The sequence below is a fragment of the Flavobacterium sp. F52 genome, assembly GCF_000278705.1.
GTDB lineage: Bacteria > Bacteroidota > Bacteroidia > Flavobacteriales > Flavobacteriaceae > Flavobacterium > Flavobacterium anhuiense.
The window spans coordinates 150,465-170,469 of sequence record NZ_AKZQ01000034.1 but is presented as its reverse complement, the minus strand read 5'-3'; the positions used below and the strand labels follow the sequence as shown (position 1 = coordinate 170,469).

17 protein-coding genes are annotated in these 20,005 nt (G+C 35.0%); 10 read left to right on the top strand and 7 right to left on the bottom strand.

The window, feature by feature from the left end; all coding sequences use genetic code 11:
- Positions 1–166 precede the first annotated feature (166 nt).
- Positions 167–1,792: a glycosyl hydrolase family 18 protein gene (locus FF52_RS23200; RefSeq protein ID WP_008467574.1), complete on the top strand. Its 1,626-nt coding sequence runs from the start codon at positions 167–169 to the stop codon at positions 1,790–1,792.
- Between the two features lie 259 nt (positions 1,793–2,051).
- Here FF52_RS23200 and FF52_RS17395 read toward each other — a convergent pair whose 3' ends face one another.
- Both FF52_RS17395 and FF52_RS17390 read right to left on the bottom strand, forming a co-directional pair.
- The gene (locus FF52_RS17395; protein ID WP_008467571.1) at positions 2,052–3,983 is read right to left on the bottom strand and encodes a metallophosphoesterase family protein; all 1,932 of its coding nucleotides are present in this window, start codon (positions 3,981–3,983) and stop codon (positions 2,052–2,054) included.
- 338 nt (positions 3,984–4,321) lie between these two features.
- The gene (locus FF52_RS17390) at positions 4,322–5,386 is read right to left on the bottom strand and encodes a phosphatidylinositol-specific phospholipase C1-like protein (protein ID WP_008467568.1); all 1,065 of its coding nucleotides are present in this window, start codon (positions 5,384–5,386) and stop codon (positions 4,322–4,324) included.
- Between the two features lie 265 nt (positions 5,387–5,651).
- Between FF52_RS17390 and FF52_RS17385 the strand changes: the two genes are divergently transcribed.
- From FF52_RS17385 to FF52_RS17365, 5 genes are all read left to right on the top strand, one after another.
- Positions 5,652–6,176, top strand: a complete 525-nt coding sequence (locus tag FF52_RS17385) for an RNA polymerase sigma-70 factor (protein ID WP_008467566.1) — start codon at positions 5,652–5,654, stop codon at positions 6,174–6,176.
- An 83-nt stretch (positions 6,177–6,259) separates the two neighbouring features.
- The gene (locus tag FF52_RS17380) at positions 6,260–7,183 is read left to right on the top strand and encodes a FecR family protein (protein WP_008467564.1); all 924 of its coding nucleotides are present in this window, start codon (positions 6,260–6,262) and stop codon (positions 7,181–7,183) included.
- 69 nt (positions 7,184–7,252) lie between these two features.
- On the top strand, positions 7,253–10,537 hold the full coding sequence (locus FF52_RS17375) for a SusC/RagA family TonB-linked outer membrane protein (protein WP_008467562.1): 3,285 nt from the start codon (positions 7,253–7,255) through the stop codon (positions 10,535–10,537).
- Positions 10,538–10,542: 5 nt separating this feature from the next.
- Positions 10,543–12,312 (top strand): RagB/SusD family nutrient uptake outer membrane protein, encoded by a 1,770-nt coding sequence (locus FF52_RS17370; RefSeq protein WP_008467561.1) that lies wholly within the window; start codon positions 10,543–10,545, stop codon positions 12,310–12,312.
- 488 nt (positions 12,313–12,800) lie between these two features.
- Entirely contained in the window at positions 12,801–13,169 is a 369-nt protein-coding gene (locus tag FF52_RS17365) for an STAS/SEC14 domain-containing protein (protein WP_008467560.1), read from the top strand.
- Positions 13,170–13,242: 73 nt separating this feature from the next.
- On the opposite strand, the gene FF52_RS17360 is transcribed toward FF52_RS17365, so the two are convergent.
- From FF52_RS17360 to FF52_RS17350, 3 genes are read right to left on the bottom strand one after another with little or no spacing between them, the layout of a single operon-like run.
- Positions 13,243–13,515 carry a PrgI family protein gene (locus FF52_RS17360; protein WP_008467559.1) on the bottom strand — a complete coding sequence of 91 codons (273 nt, stop codon included), beginning with the start codon at positions 13,513–13,515 and terminating at the stop codon, positions 13,243–13,245.
- Between the two features lie 37 nt (positions 13,516–13,552).
- The gene (locus FF52_RS17355) at positions 13,553–13,951 is read right to left on the bottom strand and encodes a hypothetical protein (protein WP_008467558.1); all 399 of its coding nucleotides are present in this window, start codon (positions 13,949–13,951) and stop codon (positions 13,553–13,555) included.
- 33 nt (positions 13,952–13,984) lie between these two features.
- Positions 13,985–14,473 carry a hypothetical protein gene (locus FF52_RS17350; RefSeq protein ID WP_008467557.1) on the bottom strand — a complete coding sequence of 163 codons (489 nt, stop codon included), beginning with the start codon at positions 14,471–14,473 and terminating at the stop codon, positions 13,985–13,987.
- Between the two features lie 330 nt (positions 14,474–14,803).
- Here FF52_RS17350 and FF52_RS17345 point away from each other — a divergent pair, with 330 nt between their 5' ends.
- Both FF52_RS17345 and tnpA read left to right on the top strand, forming a co-directional pair.
- Positions 14,804–15,277 carry a CinA family protein gene (locus FF52_RS17345; protein ID WP_008467556.1) on the top strand — a complete coding sequence of 158 codons (474 nt, stop codon included), beginning with the start codon at positions 14,804–14,806 and terminating at the stop codon, positions 15,275–15,277.
- 433 nt (positions 15,278–15,710) lie between these two features.
- Positions 15,711–16,172, top strand: coding sequence for an IS200/IS605 family transposase (gene tnpA, locus FF52_RS17340; protein ID WP_008467555.1), 462 nt, complete (start codon positions 15,711–15,713; stop codon positions 16,170–16,172).
- A gap of 68 nt (positions 16,173–16,240) precedes the next feature.
- Here tnpA and FF52_RS17335 read toward each other — a convergent pair whose 3' ends face one another.
- Entirely contained in the window at positions 16,241–17,158 is a 918-nt protein-coding gene (locus tag FF52_RS17335) for a DsbA family protein (RefSeq protein ID WP_008467554.1), read from the bottom strand.
- A gap of 328 nt (positions 17,159–17,486) precedes the next feature.
- Between FF52_RS17335 and FF52_RS17330 the strand changes: the two genes are divergently transcribed.
- Positions 17,487–17,963: a TlpA disulfide reductase family protein gene (locus FF52_RS17330; protein ID WP_035691815.1), complete on the top strand. Its 477-nt coding sequence runs from the start codon at positions 17,487–17,489 to the stop codon at positions 17,961–17,963.
- Positions 17,964–17,969: 6 nt separating this feature from the next.
- Positions 17,970–18,584: a thioredoxin family protein gene (locus FF52_RS17325; RefSeq protein ID WP_008467550.1), complete on the top strand. Its 615-nt coding sequence runs from the start codon at positions 17,970–17,972 to the stop codon at positions 18,582–18,584.
- 175 nt (positions 18,585–18,759) lie between these two features.
- Here FF52_RS17325 and FF52_RS17320 read toward each other — a convergent pair whose 3' ends face one another.
- On the bottom strand, positions 18,760–19,989 hold the full coding sequence (locus FF52_RS17320; protein ID WP_008467548.1) for a PQQ-dependent sugar dehydrogenase: 1,230 nt from the start codon (positions 19,987–19,989) through the stop codon (positions 18,760–18,762).
- Between the last annotated feature and the right edge of the window lie 16 nt (positions 19,990–20,005).

Sequence of the window (20,005 nt, the reverse complement as noted above, 5' to 3'; positions counted from 1 at the left end):
TGATTTCAGGCTTTAAATTTAGATTATAATTTACGTAGTGTTAGTTCTACGGTATTAGATTATAAATCAAATCAAAAAATCTAAAGTCTGAAATCTTAAATCAAAATATATAACTCAAATAACCGTCCCATGTTTACGAGTTTATTAATCTATTAAAACAATTATTATGAAAAACAATTACCGAAGAATGCTGCAGAAATGCATGATTATTTTAGTGTTGGGGGCTTTTAATTTAGTTTCGGCCCAAAAGAAAGTAATAGCTTATGTTCCGAACTGGATTGATTTGAATGCCTTTTCAAGTACGATTCAGTACAGTAAATTGACGCATATTAATATTGCGTTCGAAAATCCTGATGCTAATGGTTATTTAAGCTTTAATTCAGGAAGTAATGCCATTATCAATGCGGCGCATGCCCAAAACGTTAAAGTTTTTGTATCGCTAGGAGGAGGTTCTGTTTCAGAAGGCGGACCGATTCGCGATAATTATTTTAATTTAATAACGCCAGCCAACAGAACGGCTTTTATCCAGAAAATCTACGATTATGTAGTGGCTCACAATTTTGATGGAGTAGACGTTGATTTGGAAGGTCCAGCAATTAACGGAGATTACGGCGGATTTGTGATTGCTCTAGCCAATAAATTGCATGCCAATGGCAAATTGATTTCAGCAGCGCTTTCAGAAGGATATGGTGGTGCAAATGTACCTTCATCTACTTTTGCGGCTTATGACTGGATCAACATTATGGCTTATGATGCAACCGGGCCTTGGGCACCAAACAATCCGGGTCAGCATTCTCCTTACAGCATGGCGGTAAACCAATTTAATTATTGGACAGGAAGAGGATTGCCAGCAAGTAAAGCTATTATTGGACTTCCGTTTTATGGCTACGGTTTTGGAGCTTCTGCCAATCAGGGAATTTCTTATGCGAATATCGTGGCTCAATATCCAGGAGCTGAAAATCTGGATCAAGTGGGAAATACGATTTATTATAACGGAATTCCAACCATCAAACAAAAAACGACTTTTGCTATTCAGAATGCGGGAGGAGTTATGATTTGGGAATTATCTCAAGATGCAACAGGAACAAAATCTTTGTTGAATGCCATTAATCAGGTAATTACTGGAGGTACTTCTCCAGGAACAGGAACTTTAATTCAAGCTGAAAATTACAATACGATGAGTGGGGTTCAAACCGAAGCAACAACTGATACAGGTGGAGGTTTAAACGTTGGATATTGCGATACAGGAGACTGGATGGCGTATTACAATATTAATTTTCCAACTTCTGGTTCATATCAAATAGAATATCGCGTTTCAAGTGCGGTTACAGGGGGTAGATTATCATCAGATTTAAATGCAGGAACGATTCAGCTTGGCGCCATAAATGTTCCAAATACAGGAGGATGGCAAAATTGGCAGACGATTACGCAAACCGTAAACGTAAATGCAGGAACGTACAATTTTGGAATCTATGTTCAAAATACTGGCTTTAATATCAACTGGTTTAGAATAACAAAATCGGGTTCAACGGCAAGAACAGCTGCACCAACTACAGAACAGTCCATTGCAAGTTTGGAAGTTTATCCAAATCCAACAGAAAGTCAGCTTTTCTTTAGCACGGAGGTTTCTGGCGGAAATGTAAATGTCATCAATACAGAAGGCGGTGCAACTGTTTTCTCTCAAACTGTAAACAATAACAGTATTGATGTTTCTACTTTAAAAACAGGAATTTATCTAATTTCAGTTGAGAAAAACGGAATCAAAACGGTAAGACGTTTTATTAAAAAATAATACTAACCCATTTGCCATAATGGTTTTAGATACATTAAATTTTAGGTTTTAATGTGATAAAGGCTGTCAGAAATGATGGCTTTTTTTTTACCGCAAAGAGCGCTAAGATTTACGCAAAGCACGCTAAGTTTTTTTTGAGCTAAATTTTTATAAAATGAAAAGTTCGCAAAGTTTTATCCATATAGCTTTGCGAACTTTGCGTTTTTAAGCGTATTCAAATAATAAAAAACTTTGCGCTCTTTGCGGTTAAATTACAAAGTTATTTCAAACTTTTAATTTCCCCATTTTTCAAGTCAACTGTAAAATGATCTGCTGGAACTTCGTGCATAAATTTATTGAAGATAATAAGAAATAATTTCATCTGTTTTTGCAGAGGATTATCTTTTGAAAGATCAGCTTTAGAACCTTCTAAAAATAAATGAGACAAGACTTTATATTCTTTTGCTCTTTGAATTCCAACATCGGCTAAAGCTAATTCGTCGGCGCTTCTAAAACGGTAAAAATCTACTAGAAGATCATAACCCGTCCAATTAAAATTTTCTTTTTTGAGATTGTTCTGAGTTAAAACTTTTTCTGATTTTGCTTCAGCCTCATTCCATTGTTTTTGAAATAGATCTATATTTTTAAGAATAAAATCAAAATCTTTATCTGATTGCATATTGGCTAAAACCAGTAAATCTTTCGCAGAAACATTCATAATAAAATCTTTGAAGGCAGAAGGCCAATCGTCTTTTAAGAATCGAAGGCGAACCAATTCTTTTAAATGAAAATCGGTAAAATCGTGATAGTTTTTCGTTTTTAAAATATCAATATTCCAAATGTCTTGTGCGTTCTGACTTTCCAAAAACTGATACTCCATTTTATACAAATCAAAAAGTTCGTTGTATCTCGGAACATCATCGATAGTAATGGTTTGAATATCTACAAGATTATCTTTTTTGAAAGTCAATAATTTATAAGCTGGAATATAAGCCGCAAGCGATGGAGTTTGAATATTAACTAAAGTATTTCCTTTTGCAGAAGTTCGAACTCCTGTATCATTAATATGCATATGTCCGCCAAAATGAATTTTTAGTCCCGCATCAGCAAAAACTTGTGCCACTTCTTCAACAGGAACACGATTTAACTGCCATTTGTTTGGACCGAGCAATTCTTTTATTTCTGCGGAAGCGTCATCGTTAAAATCAATCATAGGAAAATGGCTGAAAGCAATTAAAGTTTTTCCTTGTTTTTGGGCTTCCGCCGAAATCGTTTCAACCCATTTTATAAGGTGTTTTTTGTTAGAAAGTACATTATTGTAACCTGTACTGGCTTCGCTGTAATTCTTAGAATCTTTTTCTGCAGAAGCATTTTTCTTCGGAATATAAACATTTCCATCAATCGCCATTAGCCAAAGTCCGTCGATAGGTTCTACGACATAACTAACATCTGGAACTTCATAACCTGGCGCTACTTCATACACACGATTTGTCAATTTAGCGCTTTCTAAAGCTTTTTCAAATGTATAGTTTTCGCTTGTATAAGAAGAAAATGGAGTAGACCAGAATTTGTATTTTTTATTCGGATGAAAACCAAAATCATGAAGCTGATCTGTAATTCCTAAATAACCCATTTTAGCAATATCGGCGCTAACAACTACTGGCTGTTCGATGTTTAAATTGGGCTTATAAAGGCCGTCTTTGCTAAAAATGGGCTGACTTTTACCATCATTTCCTAAGAAATCTTCTTTTCCAGATTCTTGAGCAAAAGGCCCAACTGGATCGTGATTTCCTGTGGTGATGAAGAATTCTATTCCGTATTTTTTGGTGTATTGGTCTAATATTGTGGCTAATCCGCGAACGTGAATTGGTTGTCCGTCATCAGTATAATCTCCGGGAAGCGCCACGTATTTGATTTTTCGCTTTGCGATATCTTCTAAAGCGGCTATAAATGCAAAATAGTTTTCATTGAAAATTCGAGTAGAATGTAGCTGAGATGACATGGTTCGCAATAAGGTATATTGCCCCGTTTTCGGATTCAAAACGCCTTTGTAATCAGAGTCTGAAAAACTGCCGAATAAATCCTGTAGATGTACATCTGAAAGAAATGCGATTTGCGTTCTGTTGAGGTTTTTTACTTTTTGTGCTGATGCATTATTATTGAAGAAAACTAGGAGCAATATTATGTATACTATTGTAAATTTTGAATTCATAGGTTTTTGTTTTTTTTACCGCAAAGAGCGCAAAGGTTTCTCGCAGAGACCGCAAAGATTTTAAGTATGATTTATAAAATAAATAAGTTCACAAAGCTTTGTGGATTTTACGATTTAAAAAAGATAATTATCGAATCTAATTTTGACATAGCCCGCGGTTTCAACCGCGGGTACACAATGTATATCGTCTCTATGTATGTCATCTCTCTGAGCGTTCCCGCGGTTGAAACCGCGGGCTATGTTTGAAAAAAAATCTGCATATAGCTTTGCGTACTTTACGTTTATAAACGTAATCTTAAATAAAGAAATCTTTGCGAACTTTGCGGTTAAGAAAAAAATTAAGGCACATTTACAGGATTATTTCTAACATAACTTCCATCATCATATTTAATCTGATAAGGAGAATTAAAGAAAGTGCTTGGCAGATAATAATCGGTTGTGATAATTTGCGCGCCTGATTTTTTAGCAGCTTCAAAATGGGAATAATCATTGGCGCGCGCTTCTTTGGTATCAGAATCGGCTCTAGTTCTTATTAAATAGCCTTTTTTAACTAATTCTTCGATTTGCGGATCTTCAGAATTGTTTCTGAACAAAGCAGCAGCTTCAGGTTTTCCTGGTTCGGCGTTAATAAAAACGGCGCGCCCCTTAAGGGACGGGTGATTCAATGCGTACAAATCTCTTTTTGCGCCGTTGTTATCTAATAAGAATAAAAATCTTCCTTTTGCTTCTTTTAGGGTTGGCCAATTGTTGTTCAATACTGCTTCTTCGAGTGTTTTATATTTTCCGCGAACCATGTCTGGCGTAATCAGTTTGTCTTTTCCCAATTCTTTACGGATTACTTTATCCATTTCGTCAAAAACTGCAGTCGTGAAATCTTCTGGTTTTGTTCCGAAGAAATTAGCATCGCCGTCTTTTGGTTCTAAAGTGATGAAAACAGGAACATGATTTGGATTGGCATCTGACCATTTTTTTAATTCCTGAAGACAGATTTCGAAAGTATAGCAAGAAGTTCTAAAATCGATATCTGGCATATGAAAAACCTTAAAACCTGGTTTTTTCATCAGTCCGTTTGGGTCGTAAGCTTCTTCAGATTTAGCAATATCCAAACCTTTCGGGTGTGCATATTTTCCGCCTTTCGCGTCAGCAAAAATATCAATTTCCAGATTTCGCAAACCTTTGTTTAATTGATCGGTAATGCTGATGTGAGTGTATTGCAAACCTTTAAGCGAACGAGAAGTATCTCTAGCTTGAATAAGATTGTACAAGTCAGTTTCAATCGCGTGACGATAGCTGTTATGTGATCCGATAACCTGAAGCTGGTTAATTTTCAGATTGTCGTTTTGCATTTGGGCACTTAAATTTAAAGCACTGGCAAATAATAAAGTGAACAAGAATGATTTCATAATTCTAAAATGTAATTAAAGCTGTTTGACTGGGACGCATCAAAAGAAAATTCCATTTTTTGAAAGTGACTAAATTAAGTGTCATGCTCGATTTTGATGTTAGTTTAATAAAAAGAAATCGCAAAGGCATTCCTATTTCTGCTTGAAAAAAGTAGTATTTCTACATCAAATGTGTTTATTTTTTAATTTAAACATAACATTGACACAAAAAAGATTGGAGTTTCATTTCCTTATTTTACGATAGTATAAAGCCTCTAATTGCCGTATGAATAATCCTGAAATTTTTGAACAGACGTATAACCAATATTGGAAAAAGCTCAACGCTTTTTCTTATACGATGACTCAGGATAAAGACTTGGCACAGAACATTGTTCAGGATGTTTTTGTGGATTTATGGGAGAGAAAAGAAGAACTGAATATTAATGCAATTGAACCGTTTTTGTTTCGTGCGGTTAAGAATCAGGTTTTCAAACATTACCAGAATAATCGTTTTGATAAGACTATTTTAGAAGAAAAATTTGAAGACTACATTATAGATAATTTTTCGACAATTGATCCAGAAATTATGGATCTGCTTTATTCTCTATTGGATAAACTTCCAGAAAAAAGGAAGGAAGTTTTGCTGATGTATAAATTTCAAGATATGACAATCGATCAGATTGCAGAAGAACTTGGGATTTCTAAACAAACCGTAAAAAATCAGATTTCATCTGCGGTGAAACAACTTCGCGAAGGCTTAAAAGACTTGGCTTGGCTGGCTCCATTCATTCTTTTCAATCAAAAATTTTAAAATAACTTTCGCTTGATGTTTTCATAATATTTGGCGATAGTACGATTTCGTGATTCTGGTACTTATTCATAACAATAAGTATCATGATAAAAAGAATAAAACATAGTTTAGAATATTTGCTGGATAAAAGTTCGCGAGGAAAAACTTCGTCGGCAGAAGAAAATTTATTACATGATTTTGCTTTTAGCGAATATCAGAATTCAAAATGGGATAATGATTTTATGGGAAACCCAGAAATCGAATCTCAAAACATATATGAAGAAATTCAGTTAAGAATTGGAAGAAAGAGATCTTTCCGTCCTTATTTAAAATATATAGCTGCTGCCAGCATTCTTTTTCTGCTTGGTTTAGGATTTTTCTTGAGACCAAATGTTTTAAACCAAAAACAAATCACATTTAAAACGTCATCGATTCCCAAATCTATCCAATTAAGTGACGGTTCGAAAATTTATCTGGCAGCAAACTCATCATTTCAGTATCCTGAAAAATTTGAAGGCAATCAAAGAACGGTTTCTTTACTAAAAGGAAATGCGTTTTTTGAGATTGCCAAAGACAAGCAGCATCCTTTTATTATTCATTCTGGCGAAATAAAAACCAGAGTTGTGGGAACTTCATTTCACATTCAATTATCAAAATTAAACTGTAAGGTAATCGTAGTAACCGGAAAAGTAAATGTTTCTGGAAAAGGGCAGAGTGTAGATTTAGTGCCGAATCAGGAAGCTTTATTTGAGTCTCAAAAGTTAACCAAACAAATGGCTGATAAAGCTTTTTTGGTGAATTGGTATAATGAAGATGTGACGTTGGAGCAAACTACTTTAAAACAAGTAATCACCATTTTACAATACAAATACGGAGTTTCATTTGAGTATGATGACAAACACGTATTAGCAACGCCGTTAACGGTATTCATCAAGAAGGACGCGACATTAGAAAATGTTTTGGAACAAATAAATTATATCACAAACCTAAAATTTAAAGTTTATGGCGAAATAGTAAAAGTGGATTAAAAACAAAAAAGCAGTTGCGGGAACAACTGCTATTAATAATTAAGCATCGTAAAAACAATTACTTAAATCATGTATTTTAAACCTTCTTATTTAAATCTAAAGAGTTTTGTCTTTTTAGTTCTGGCTTTACTTGCCTTTCAGAGCGGTTATAGTAAAACTAATTTGCTAAAAGAGCCAAAAGTAACAAATAAAATAGAAAAAGCTACCCTTGTTTCTATTTTTTCAAAATTAACACAACAAACCGATTACAAATTCAGCTATGGACAAGCTGTAATCGCAGATAATACAACTTATACAGTAAATTATAACAATGAGTCTATTACAGCGATTTTGAATGATCTTTCACAAAAAGCAAATTTCAATTATAACATTAATGGAAAACTAGTTTTAATTCAAAAAACAGCCGTGCCAAAAGCAGTTAATACTAAAGCGGTTGACAGAATTAAAGTAAAGGGAAAAGTGGTTGATGAAAATAAACTGCCGATTCCTGGAGCGACAATTACAGAAACAAGTTCGTCAAATTCAACGGTAACTAATTTCGATGGAGAATTTGAAATTACAGTTGGAGAAGGAAAAACGATTGACATTTCTTATATGGGTTATAAAACTAAAACAGTTGCCGCACAAACTGGTTTTATGACCATTCAATTAGAGCCAAATACAGCGGAATTAAACGAGGTTTTGGTTGTAGGTTACGGAAAACAATCTAAAAAAGACGTTACTGGTGCGGTTACACAATTGGAAGCAGCAAACTTCAAACAAGGTGTAAACGTTTCTGTAGACAATTTAATACAAGGAAAAGTGGCTGGTGTGCGTGTTGTAAATACAAGTGGTGAGCCAGGAGCGGGAGTAAATGTAACCATTCGTGGGGTTGGATCTATTAGAAGCGGAAGTACGCCTTTGTTTGTTGTAGACGGTGTGCCTTTGTCTAATGACGATGTGAGTCCGTCGGGAAGTAATGTTGGATTTGGAACTTCTTCGGCTAAAAATCCATTGAACTTTTTAAATACAAGTGATATCGAATCGATTACGGTTTTGAAAGATGCGTCGGCTTCTGCCATTTATGGAGCAAGAGGATCTAACGGAGTGGTTTTGGTAACCACTAAAAAAGGATCTAAAGGTGAAGGAACATTAACTTTTGATACTTATACTGGAGTTGCAACTGTGGCTAACAAACTTGATGTTTTAAGCGCTGGCGAATATAGAAATGCCATTAAAGATAAAGCGTTTGATCACGGTGGAAGTACAGATTGGCAAGATGTAATTTACAGAACAGCTATTACAACAAACAATTCGCTATCTTTTTCTAAACAGACAGATTCTGGAAACTATTACGCTTCGATTGCTCAAATGGATCAGGAAGGTGTGGTTCGCAACAGTAATTTCAAACGTCTTTCTGGAAGAATTAATGCAGCTGAATCATTTTTGGATAACAAACGTTTGAAAGTAAAAATGAATCTTACGGCGAGTGAAACTAAAGATGACGGTGTTCCAACAAGTGATGACGGTGGTTCAAACGGACAATTGATTGTGCATACTTTAATGGCAAACCCGACCCGTTCTGTTTTTGATGCGAATGGAAATTATACCAATTTCAATATGAATGCGCATTACAACCCAGCGTATTTGTTGAGCATTTATCAAGATCAAACTAGAACGTTGAGAGTTTTAGGAAACTTAGAAGCGTCTCTTAGAATTATTGACGGATTAGAATATAAATTGAACATAGGTGTGGATCGTTCGATGGCAGAGAGAAACACCACTATTTTTCCAAACTTAACCGATTTGAATCCGAAAGGGAAATATGTTCAGAATAATTTAGATTCTAAAAACTCTTTAGTTGAGCATTATCTAACGTACAATTTGAATTTGGATAAACATAAAATTGAAGCTTTGGGTGGTTTTTCATACCAAAAATTTGAAAGATCGGGTACAAGTTTCAGCATTGACGGAATCGCAAATCAAGGTGAGGGAGTTCCGCCTTCAATCAATCCTGGTTTTAAAGGCACGCAATCTGGAACAACAGGTTACGCGCAAGAAAACGAATTGCAGTCTTATTTTGGAAGATTGAATTACAGTTTTGATAACAGATATCTTTTAACAGCTTCTATGAGAGGTGATGGTTCTACTCGTTTTGGTAAAAACAACAAATACGGTTATTTCCCATCATTTGCCTTAGGATGGAATATTGCTAACGAAAGTTTCTTAAGAGATTCTTCTACTTTGAACAATTTAAAACTAAGAGCAAGCTGGGGACAGACAGGAAACCAAGAAGTTGAAAACAAAATTACGCAAGCAAGCTACTCTTTATCTGGAGCTGATGGATATTATTTATACGACGATTTGAATCTAGTGAATGGAGTTTCTGTAAACAGAACACCAAATCCTGATTTGAAATGGGAAGTTGTAACGCAATACAACGTAGGTTTAGATTTCAATTTATGGAATGATAAATTGTACGGAACATTAGATTATTTCAATAAAACGACTACCGATGCGATTTTAAATGTTCCATCTCAAGCTTTGAGCCCAACAACTACAATCTGGACGAATATTGATGGTAAAATCATCAATAAAGGAATCGAGTTTATGTTAGGTTCAAAAATAGTGGACACTAAAAACTTCTCTTGGAATATTGATATGAATGGAGCAACGCTTCATAATAAAATTGAAGATCTTCCGGTTTCAGAAATTTTGACAGGAACAATTTCTGGTCCTGGGCAATCGGGTGTAAATGCGAATATCTACAAAAGCGGATACGCAGCAGGATCATTCTATTTGTTGGAACATATTGGTTTTGATGCCAACGGAGCAAATATCTTTAAAGATCAAAATGGAGACGGTAAAATTGACAATAGCGACAGAATCATTATCGAAGGAGCTTTACCAACTTTCTATTACGGATTTAATAGTGATATGAGATACAAAAACTTTACATTCTCATTTTCTATCATCGGGCAAACGGGAGGCTATTTGTTGAACAACACAGGTTTAAATGCATTAAATATCAATAACCTTGCATCTGACCGTAACGTGGCTATAAATTATTATGAGTCTGGGGCAAATCCTGCAAACTCACCAATTTTGTCCACTTTATTCTTAGAAAAATCAGACTTTATCCGATTGAATACAGCTCGTATTGGTTACAATTTTGATTTAAAAGGATTGAACTGGATCAACGGATTAACACTTTATATTACAGGTCAAAACTTAATTACGATTACGAATTACACAGGTTACGATCCGTTAATCAACAGTCCGAAATCTAACGGAGGAAACCAATCTATCGGTATTGATTATGCGAGTTATCCAACTTCTAGAACATTCAGTTTTGGAGCAACTTTAAAACTATAATTATTATGAAGACAAATACAATTTTTAATATTAAAACATTAGCGATATTCTCTTTTATATGGCTTTTTGCAAGCTGTACCAATCTTGACGAAGTTGTTCTGGATGAGGTTTTGGGAGAAGATGCATCAAATCCTGCCGGAGCTCTTGCAGCAGCTTATGACCGTTTGGGAGATGGAACTTTTGTAGATCACGGCGGTGTTTTCTCTTTACAGGAATATACGACAGATGAGGCCATCCTGCCGACTCGTGGAAGTGACTGGGGAGACGGAGGAAAATGGAGAGACATGCATGAGTTTACTTGGAAATCGGATAATGCAATTGTGGTAGATAACTGGAATAAATTGACAAACGGAATTACACGTTCATTAACAGCTATTCAATCGGTTGAAGAAAGCTCAATTCCAGAGAAGAAATTGTTTTTAGCGGAAGCGAAAGGACTTTTAGCATATTATTTATACACAACTTTAGATTTGTACGGTCAAGCGCCTTATAGAGACCCGATGAATCCAAATGCGCCTTTACAGATTTTAAAAGCCGATACGCAAATCGATCAATTGATAAAAGATGTCGAAGCTTTATTGCCAGATTTGGCAGAAATGGGAACACAGCAGACGCATCATGGAAGATTTACAAAAGAAGCGGCGTATGGATTTTTAGCGCAGATGTATTTGAATCGTGCTGTTTTTAAAGATCGTTATAATGCATCTTCAAGCTTTAATTTTACTGAAGCGGCAGCAACGGGTACAGGAACAGATATGGATCGTGTAATTTATTATACTTCATTATTGATTGATTCTGGAAAATATTCTTTAGAAAGTGATTATTTCAAAAACTTTGCAAGAGACAATGACAAAGGAAAAGAATTGATTTTTGCGATTTCTCAGAAGATTGATTACATCAGAAATGGTTCTAACAGTTTTGCTTATGTGTGTATGGAGCGTAACCAGAGAACTTCTGCTGCAAATAGAGGAACCAACGCGGCTTGTACAACACCTGAGTTTTTTGCAACATGGGACGGCAATCATGACGATCCGAGATTTCAGCAAAAATACCAATATACTGACGGAACGTGGTTTATGAATGATGGAACAGATATTAGTGTTCCAGCAACAGACATTGTACCGAAAAGTGCTAATTTGCCTTGGTTCCATTTTAATAGAGGAATTCAGTATGGACCACAATATGGACCAATCTTATTGTCATCTGGTTCATTGGAAATGGTTAACGGACGTATAAAAGTCTCTCCATTATACATGGAAAAAAGCACAACAACGAGAATGGATTTTACGCCTTCTTTAACCTTTAAGAATCCAGCTCAGGCAGTTTTTGCTCAAAACGAAATCAATCAAGGAGCACGTGTGTTTAAATATGAATTTGATCCAGAAGGAGGAAACGGAAACAGTAATGTTGATATTCCATTATACCGTCTAGGTGGAATTTACACGATGAGAGCCGAAGCGTATTTCAGAAAAGGAAATACGGCTCAGGCAATGGAAGATTTGAACAAATTGCGCACCAGCAGAAAAAGAGAATCTTTATATGGAAGTACACCAGGAAAAGCTTTAACAGCAATCGACCAAAACGTTTTATATAACGAGATTGGTTTTGAATTATATTGGGAGTTATACAGAAGACCGCAAATGATCCGTTTCGGAAAATTTGATCTTCCTGGAACCGCAAAAGCTGCTTCACAACCTTACAGAAGAGTATTCCCAATTCCACAGTCAACAATTGATGTGACTAAGGAATTCAAACAAAACCAAGGATACAATTAAGTTTGTTTTTTAGAGTAACAAAGTAACAAAGTGACAAAGGTGCAAAGGCACAAAGTAAAGCACTAAATCTAACATTAATATTTACAATGAATTTTTTAGCAATTAAAAAACTTTGTCACTTAAAATCTTTAAAGTTTGTGTGTTAGTTTATTTTTTATTTTTTTCCAAAAAGCCTGTTTTCAAAAAAAGCAGGCTTTTTTTTGAGGTTAATAGTTGCAAAGTGACAAAGGTTAAAAGGTTTTTTGGAATGACATCCAGTATAGAATTGTAGAGATGCACTGCAGTGCATCTAACGCAAAGAATTTTCCGCAATCAAAGAAACCTTTGTCTCTTAGGGATTTTGTCACTTTCAGCCTTAAAAAAATATAATAAATGAATAGTTAAATATAATCCGTATCTGATTGATAATAAGTAAATTTGAGTTGAAATTTACATTTTCAAATGTCTCAAATAAAAACATCATTAATAACTCAAAAAGTATAAAAATCATGATACATCAAATTGATACTACAGATAATATTGTTGCCTTTAGAGCATTGGCAGAAGTGACAAAAGAAGATTTTGTGACAACAGTAACTCCAGCCGTTGAACATTTGGTAAAACAGACAAATGAGATTAATTTCTTATTGGTTCTGGATACCGATATTGAGAATTTTACAGCGGGAGCGTGGCTGCAAGATGCTCTTCTTGGTTTGAAAAATCTTGGAAAATGGAATAGGGCAGCAATTGTTACTGATACAGACGAAATCATTTCTTTCACCAATGGGTTCAGCTATATTGTTCCGGGAGAGTTTCGCGGATATAAAAAAGTTGATTTCAATAAAGCATTAAATTGGGTTGAAGGAAATATTTCTTAACTAATCTTCTCGAAAAAACAAAAAGAGCGCTTATTCTAAATAAGCGCTCTTTTTTATGATAGTTTATAAACGATTAGTGATTGTATTCGATACCGCTGCTTGATTTAGCATCAATTTTGTCTTTAGATACTTGACTATATTTTTTATAACATGCCGATGCCAAAATTGGTAATGCAAGACTTCCTACAACAGCACTTGCTTTTGGATGTCCGGTTTTCTTCAAAACTGCCGATGCTAAAAGAGCACCAACTCCAGCACATACCATTTGTTTTACTGACAGATTTAACGGTTTGCTTTCAGGTTTAATTCCGTGTAATAATGGGTCTATAAAATTTAAATTCTCCATAATGCCAATTAATTTTAATTATACTTTTTTGTTATTTTTAATTTTTACTGTTTTCAGTGTCAGTTTCACTCTCAATTTTCTCAATTTCGACCTTTTCCTTTTTTATGGCCTGGCGCAAAAGAGCAAAAAGACTCATGTAGACATTTGCCATAAAAACTAGAGAAAACCCTGCCAAAATATATCCTCTCCAGTCATTTAACAAAAGTTTATAACCGCAGATAATCAGAAATGCAATTGTAACGTAATGACTAAAGCAATATTCACACGTAAGGAGATAAAAAAACTTCCTTGACAGTATGTATTTGTCATTTTTAGAATGTCTGACACACCATTCATGCGGTTCTCTAAAAATCTCTTCGTGTGTGACAGTCCAGCTGATGCAAGCAATTGGAATTGCTAGTACAAAAAGCCAGACAATTTGAGTGGCTAAAGTCATATCGCCTAATGCTTTACAATTTACGAAATTTTGTTATTCTCTTGGGTGATTTTCAGGATAATGTTCTGCATCAAAATCATCCAATTCTTCATCCTTATCCAGATCGACGTCTTTTTCCAGATCATTTTCATAATCCAAATCAGGATCATATTCATCATTTAAATCATCTTGTGTACCATCGTTTGTAATGGCATCATCTTCATTAACAATTCTTTCCTGATTCGGAATATTTTCTGAACGGATATTTGTATTCGGCTCAAAATCTCCCTTAGGATGCGATGGATCTTCAATAAACTCTTCCTGATACTGATACGGATCTTCATCTCGTGCATAATTGTCATTGTCAATCAGCGTATTTTGTTCATAATAATCAGGATCGCTTTCGCCAAATTCTCGATTGTCATGTTTATGTAAAACTTGTTTAAACTCGTCTTCATTAGAGTAAGTACCGTCGAGAAGAGTATTTTGTTCGATATAATCAGGATCAAATTGACCATAATCATGGTTGTGTTGCTTTTCCATAATAGTGTTTTTTGATTATTAATTTTTCAAAGATTGAATCTTCATACGAAAACCTGCAAATCTTTACAGTTTACTGTAATTGTCTTGTCCTGCTTTTAAAAGTCATGGCATTTAGGCTTTTACATTTTTTTCGGATTATAAATGACTTTAAAAGCTGTTTTTACAAATTTAGTGCGTTAAGAGAAGGAAGTTCTTATAAAAAAATAAGCCATAGTTGCATAATTAACAGTTACTTATAATGTAAATATTGTAAGAAATTATGTAAGTTTACTATATCATAACAATCTACATTTGGGTTGAAATTAACGTGTAATTAAATTTAAAATCAATATGGCGTCAGATAAGGTAACCGCATGCTGTCAGACTTTAATAGAAAAGAACCTCACAATATCATTTGCGGAAAGCGCTTCGGCTGGAAAAATGTGTTACGAATTTTCGACAGTTCTTAATTCGGGAAAAATTCTCATAGGAGGAATAGTATGTTATCATTCTTCAATGAAAGAAGATTTGCTTCATATCCCGTGGGGAACCATTGAACAGTATAGTGCAGAATCTGCAGAGGTAACCAAGTTAATGGCTCAAAATTTTTACCGCTATGTGGGTTCGGATATCTGTGTCGGGTTAACAGGACTGACAACACCAGGAGGAAGTGAAAGCGAGTCAAAGCCTGTGGGGACTATTTTTATTCATATTATTTTTGGAGAAAAACAAATTGCCAAACGTTATGAGTTTAAAGGATCTCCAGAAAGTATTATCAATCAAGCAATAGATGTTGTAGCCGATTTGATTTTGATGGAAATTTAATAAACCAATCAAACGTCCCCTACGGGACGAAACTCGACAAAACTTTTTTTGTCTACCGATGAGATGTTCCTAGCGGAACATTTTTTTATTGGATTGATATTTTCTGGATGTTGTAGCGGATTTGATTTTGAAGGAAATTAATAAACCAATCAAACGTCCCCTACGGAACGAAACTCGACAAAACTTTTTTTTGTCTACCGATGAGATGTTCCTAGCGGAACATTTTTTATTTTTTTTCTATTCTAGAAAGAAATGTTCCTGTGGAACTTTTTTGTCTTAAAATAATATTCTAAAAACTTTTAGAAGGCATATTAAAAGTGATTATTTTTAAAATTTGCATTTGTTGAGAAAAGAAATGTTCCGCTAGGAACATCTTATCGGTAGAACTTTAATTAATCATGTTTTTTCGTTCCGTAGGAACGTTTGGTCGGTAATGGCAAATACATATACGCAATTGCACATACAATTTGTATTTGCGGTGAAATACAGAAAAGCATTAATTGCAAAGGAATGGAAAGACAAGTTGCATCAATATATTACGGGTATAATTCAAGCAAACAATCATAAAATGTTATGTATTAATAGTATGCCAGATCATATACATGTTTTTATAGGGATGCGTCCAACACAATCTATTTCTAATTTAGTGCAGAATGTAAAAACAGAAACCAGCAAATGGATTAAAGAGCAAAAATTGTCAGCTGGTTTCTCATGGCAAGAAGGTTACGGAGCATTTTCATATTCAAGAAGCCATGTGCCAAATGTCATTCGATATATTCAAAACCAAGAAGAACATCACAAGAAAGAAACTTTTTTAGAAGAATACCAGAAACAGCTGAGAGCTTTTGAGATTGAATATGATAAAGAGTATATTTTTAAAGAACCTCTTTTGTAATTCTAAAGATCACTTAAGGTGATATGTTTTGGCAATCAGATGTTTCGATAAGATATTCTCATTTTTACTTATTTTTTAATATAAAGCGAACCATTTTTAATCGTTTTTTTATCCAATTTTCCTTGGCTGAATAATTCCTCTAGAATTATTTTTGCCTCACTAACAGAAATATCGTGAATAGCAGCATATTCCTTTGGAGCAAGTGATGGATAAACTTCAAAAATGGACAATGAATTACTATTCATGAATTTTTTCTTCTTTGCTTCAGGAAATAAGGCTAATAAAGCATTTTCATAAGAGGCATAAGGTTTAGAGCCATAAACAGTCAGCTGGTTATTATCGGCATCGGCCAAAAATAAAGTTGGAAAACCTCGTACACCAAGAGTTTTTCCTAGATTTAAATCTTCTTGAAAAAACTTTTTAGCATCTCCATCATAATCCGTTTTTAATTTTTCCACATTCAATCCGGCAGTTTTTGCAGCTTCTGCTAGGTTTTCCCATTTTGCGATATTCTTTTTGTTTAGATATAATTCTTCGCGAAGAATACGCATAAATTTCACCGCTTTTTCTTTATTCTGCATTTGCGCTGCTTTCATAGCAATGCATGATGGATATGAAGAATCTAACGGATCTTCAAGCCAAACATTTCCATCAATTGGCATTTCGTAATACAAACTGGCTTCGTCCCAATGATGCGCAACATCAGAAGGTTTGCTTATTCCGCCACTATTATAGCTCCAATCAGGCAATAAGCCGCCCATTCGATAGTCAATTTCAAAATAGTCGCCATATTCTAGTTTTAATTTTCTAAGCTGAGGTTCAATTCCCCAACAAGAAGAGCAAATAGGATCGGTATAGTAAATGATCTTGACTGGTTTGTTTTCTGCTAGAATAACCGTTTTTGCATTCGATTTTTCGCCAGCAGGCATCTCGCACATTCCGCTTACAGGATCGCATAATAGCGGATTTGTTTTGTCTTCACTCATTTTAGAATTTGTTTGTGACTGACAGTTTACACTGAAAATCAGGATTAATAGTATCGACAGTATTTTCATAGTAATTTTTAAAAGGTACTCTCGGATTATGAACATGCTGCAAAGTTGAGCAGAATATCATAGCCAGTCAATTAGTCAAGAAAACATGACTAGAATCTAGGAGATTTCATTTCTGAATATATAGGTTTGGATCGGGATAATAAACTTTGCCTCTTTGCAACTTGGTACCTAAAAAAATCATTAAACTTTCATTAACAAAAAGTAAGATTTCATTAGTTTATATTTGTAAGACACAAATTAATTCTAAAGCATTCTTCTTATGAAAATTAAGTCTCTTTTCTATATGTTTTTATTCGGTATTATTTCGGTTTCTGCTTATAGTCAGAATGTGAAGCTAATTAATATCAATCAGCTTAATGAAAGAATTAAAAACGGAAAAGATAGCACTTACGTTGTTAACTTTTGGGCAACTTGGTGCGCGCCGTGCATAAAAGAATTACCGCATTTTGAGAAATTAGCAGCAGATCATAAAGCAGAAAAACTGGCTGTTTTGTTAGTAAGTCTAGATTTTAAATCGAAATTAGAATCCAACGTAGTTCCATTTGTGAAAAGAAAGAATCTAAAGAATGAAGTCTTTTTATTAAATGAAAGCAGCCCACAAGAATTTATTGATAGAATTGATCCGAGTTGGTCTGGAAGTATTCCTGCAACACTTTTTATTAAAAATGACAAACGAAAATTTGTCGAAAGCGAATTTACCTATGAACAATTATTAACTGAATATAAAAAACTGTAAACCATTATGAAAAAAATAATCTTATTATTGGCATTAGCATTTTCTGCATTTCTATCTCACGCACAAAATGCGGTAACACTTAAAGCGGGCGATGCAGCTCCAGATTTCAAACTGAAAAATGTGGACAACAAAGAAGTTTCTTTCGGAACTTTTAAAGATGCAAAAGGATATATTGTAGTTTTTACCTGTAACACTTGTCCATACGCAATTGGATATGAACAGAGAATTATCGATTTGGATAAAAAATTTAAACCGCAAGGATATCCAGTGATTGCAATCAATCCAAATGATCCTGAAGCTTCTACGGCAGACACTTTTGCTAAAATGCAAGATTTAGCAAAAGACAAAAAATATCCTTTCCCATATTTGTTTGATCCAGGACAGAAAATTACGGATGAGTATGGAGCAAAGCGTACACCTCATATTTTTATCGTTTCTAAAACAGCAAAAGGAAATGTTGTTGAATATGTTGGAGCAATCGATAATGATCCAGAAGGGAATAATCCTCAAAAAATAAAATATGCCGAAGATGTAATCGCGTCATTAAAAAGCGGACAGAAACCAGCAATTACGCAAACGAAAGAAATTGGCTGTACGGTAAAAAGAAAAGCAAAAGCTTAAGTTTTTTGTTTCAGGTTTCAGGTTTCAAGTTCCATGTTTCAGATTTTATTCCGTTGCGTTTAACTTGAAACCTGAAACCTGAAACTTGAAACCTGAAACTAAAAAAAACAAAATCTTAAAAACACGAAACGCCCCATATTTGGGGCGTTTTTTTGGCATGTATAGATGAACAAGTTTACTTTTTATCTATTTTGTAAAGTCTTCCTTGATCGGTAACGGCGTATAATGCTTCATCTTTTCCTTGTGTAATATCTCTAAATCTTTGTCCTTCTCCAGCCAATAATCTTTCTTCTCCAGCCACTTTATTGTCTTTAAAAGCTAAGCGTACAATATGCATACCGCTCAAAGAACCAATAAAAAGATTATTTTGCCATTCTGGAACGCGCTTTCCGGCGTAAAACGTCATACCGCTTGGTGAAACTACAGGATCCCAATAATAAACAGGCTGTTCCATTCCGGTTTGCTGCGTAATACCCTCTCCAATTTTCGTACCACTATATTCAATTCCGTAAGTAATTGTTGGCCAGCCGTAATTTGCTCCAGCTTTAATTTGGTTAATTTCGTCACCGCCTCTAGGCCCGTGTTCACTTTGCCATAATTCGCCCGTAGTTGGATGTATAGCTAATCCCTGTGGATTTCTATGCCCGATGGTATAAAGTTCTGGTAGAGCCCCAGCCTGAGTAAACGCTGGATTTCCTGGTGCTGCCTGTCCGCTTGTTGTGATACGAACAATTTTACCCAAACTGCTTGTTACAGATTGCGCCAACGGACGTGTTTCCAAAACTGATCTCTCGCCAATGCTTACAAATAAATTTCCAGTTTTATCAAATAAAACTCGCCCTCCGTAATGCAGTGTGCTAGCGTTTGGCGTGTTAGAACGATAAATTACGGTTGCATTTTCAATTGCTTTTTCGTCGTCTGAAATTCTTCCTTTCGCAACAGCGGTAATATTTCCGCCCCCAACAACTTCAGAGAACACCCAGTAAATCATTCGGTTTGTAGCAAATGCAGGATCTAGACAAATTCCAAGCAATCCGCCTTGGCTATCTGGATTAACAGCGGGAACGCCAGTTAAGGCATTACTGATAACACCTGCTTGAGTTACGATTTTAATTTTGCCTGCTTTTTCAGTTACAAGCAGACGTCCGTCAGGAAGATAAGCAACTCCCCAAGGAGCACTTAAGCCACTGGTAATAATTTTAGATTCAATTTCGGTGGTAGTTTGGATACTTCCTGCGCGTGTCTGCCCCGCAAAAGCGGGCTGATAAGTCGTATTTGCCGCTCCCGTTTCTACAGGAGGTCCCGTTGGTCCTGGATCTGTGCCTCCGTCAGTATTGTCGTTATTAGAGCAACTGCCTAAAACAAGAATTCCTGCAAGAAGAAAAATACTTTTTTGAATTATCATAATGCTTTTATTTTAA